The organism is Streptomyces alkaliphilus, assembly GCF_014141535.1.
In the GTDB taxonomy this organism is placed as follows: Bacteria; Actinomycetota; Actinomycetes; order Streptomycetales; family Streptomycetaceae; genus Streptomyces; species Streptomyces alkaliphilus.
In genome coordinates this window covers 1-2,567 of record NZ_VKHT01000753.1, presented here as the reverse complement: position 1 = coordinate 2,567, position 2,567 = coordinate 1, and the positions used below count along the sequence as shown (strand labels likewise).

At 73.9% G+C, this 2,567-nt stretch carries 2 protein-coding genes; both read right to left on the bottom strand.

The window, feature by feature from the left end; all coding sequences use genetic code 11:
• Position 1: 1 nt before the first annotated feature.
• Positions 2-994 (bottom strand): ABC transporter permease, encoded by a 993-nt coding sequence (locus tag FNQ90_RS19390; RefSeq protein WP_323380074.1) that lies wholly within the window; start codon positions 992-994, stop codon positions 2-4.
• Positions 991-2,567, bottom strand: a 1,577-nt coding sequence (locus FNQ90_RS19385) for an ABC transporter substrate-binding protein (protein ID WP_228471400.1), incomplete at its 5' end; no start/stop codon positions are given. The genes FNQ90_RS19385 and FNQ90_RS19390, both read right to left, overlap by 4 nt.

Below are 2,567 nucleotides of genomic sequence, written 5' to 3'. Positions count from 1 at the left end.
GTCATCGCACGCCCCCGATCGGGTCGGGGGTGCGCGGGTGGAGCCCTCCGCCCGCCGCGCCCGAGCCCCCGCGGGCCCCCGCGCCGGAGCGGGCGGCGACCAGATCGGCCACCAGGACTCCCGCCAACAGGACGAGGATCGGGGGCAGGGCGGCGGCCTGGACGACGGGGATGTCCCGCACCGCCACCGCCGACACCAGCAGACCACCGATGCCCGGGTATCCGAAGATCGTCTCCACGAGCGCGGTGCCCGCGGTGATCCCACCCGCCAGCAGCGCCCCGACCCGCAGGGCCGGTACCCACAGGAACGGGACCACGTGCCGCCACAGCACCGCGAGGGGTGACAGACCGCGTCGCTCGGCGTCGACGACGTGCGGTCGGCGCAGGGTGTCGGCGAGGACGCCCTGCAGCAGGCCGGTGGCATAGGCGGCGGAGGGCAGCGCGAGGGTCAGGGCGGGGAGGACCAGGGCCTGCGGAGAGGACCAGGCGGAGCCACCGGGGGGGAGCAGCGACACCGGCGGTACCCATCCCAGGAGGCCGGCGAGGACCCCGCCGAGGATCGCCGCCCAGGCGGGTTGGGGCACAGCCGCGAGTCCGGCGGCGATCGCGCCCCCGCGCCCCCCTCGCAGGTGGGCGAGGAGGAGCGCGAGCGCCGTCAGCATGGTCGTGAGGAGCAGGGAGACCACCACCAGCGCGGTCGTCGCCGGCAGTCGCTCACCGAGGATCTCGGCGACCGGGCGGCCGGTGATCAGTGAGCGGCCGGGGTCACCGGTGAGCAGTCCGCCCAGCCACAGCAGGTACCGCACCGGGGCGGGGCGGTCCAGACCGAGTTCGGCCCGCCGGGCGGCGATCTCCTCCTCGGTCGCCCGGCCCGCGTCACGCGTGGCGCCGGCGTCGCCGGGAAGCAACTCCGTGGCCGCGAAGACGACGACGGTCGCGGCGAGTGCCAGCACGACCACGCGGGCCGGGAGACGCGCGGGGAGACGGGGACTCACCCTTCCAGCCGCACCCGGTCGATGAACATCCGCTGGAAGCCCGGGCCGTCGGGCAGGTCGTGGACGTGCGGGGCGGCGAGGTCGATGCCGTCACCGGTGCCCCAGACGACGTATCCGCCGTCCTCCCACAGCTCCCGCTGGATGTCGGCGAGCAGTTCGTCGCGCCGTGCCTCGTCGGAGGTGGCCATGGCCTCCTCGAAGCCGCGGTCGAACTCCTCGCTGCGGTAGGCGGTCTCGTTGGTCGGGGACTCCGACAGCAGACCGACACGGACCAGGTCGGCGAAGGAGATCCCGCCGTAGTAACCGGTGTAGAAGGGCTTTTGCGCGTACACGGTGGTCCAGTAGTCGTCGGCGGGCTCCACGCTCACCTCGGCGGTGACGCCGATCTCCTGCAACTGCCGGGCGTAGAGGGTCGCGGCGGTGTCCATGCCGGGGTAGGACGTGGTGGTGTGCAGGGTGACCGTCAGGCCGTCCCCGTGTCCGGCCTCGGCCAGCAGTTCACGGGCGGTCTCCACGTCGTGTTCGCGCTGCGGCAGGTCGGTGGGGGTGGACGGGTCGTGCGGGGTGGGCAGGTCGTTGGCGACATCGCCGTAGCCCAGGAAGACGGTGTCCACCAACTCCTCGCGGTCGGCGGCCAGGCGGAACGCCTCGCGCACCCGCGGGTCGTCGAACGGCGCGGTGTCGGTGCGCATGATGAACGGATAGGTGGTCACCCCGGAGCGCCGGACCACCCGCATGTCCTTCTCCTCGGCGGAGGCGACGGCGGTGGGGGCGACGCTCCCGGCGACGTCCACGGCACCGGACAGCAGGGCGTCCACCCGGGTCTGCGGGTCGGCGAGGGCCCGGATCTCGATCCGCTCGGGGTCGGGGGTCCCGCCCCACCACCCGTCGTTGCGGACCAGTACGGCGGTGTCCGCGGCGGACTCCTCGACCCGGTAGGGACCGGAGCCGGGGACCTCCCCGGTGAAGTCCTCGGTGCCCTCGGGGACGACGAAGGTGATCGACGCCAGGGCCACCGGCGCGTTCGCCATGGGCACCCGGGTCGCCAACTCGACGGTGTGCTCGTCGACGACGCGGGAGTTCTCGAGGTCGAAGTCGGCAAGACGTCCGTAGTTCTCGGCGGCCTTGGCGCCGATGCGACGCAGTGAGTGGAGCACGTCCTCGGCGCGCACCGGCTCGCCGTCGGTGAACTCCGCGTCGTCCCGCAGGGTGAACGTCCACAGGTCCAGGGTGTCGTTGGGCTCCCACGCGGTGGCCAGGCGGGGTTCGGCCCCGCCGTCGTCCCCGTGCACGGTCAGGACGTCGTAGACCAGGGCGAAGCGCAGGACGTCGGACTCGTTGCCGAGACCGCCGTGCGGGTCGTCGCTCGCGGTGGCCGGTGAGCCGGCCACCGCGTACCTCAGCGTGGTGTCCGCCCCGGAGGCGGCCGGGGCGCCGGCGGACCCCTCGGCATCGGTGGGCTCGGAGGAGCAGCCGGTCAGCGCGAGGACGCACACGGCGGTCGCGGACAGCACGGCTCTCGCCGCGCGCGGGCGGCGGAGGGTCGGGGTCATCGTGATAGCGGTCTTTCTCG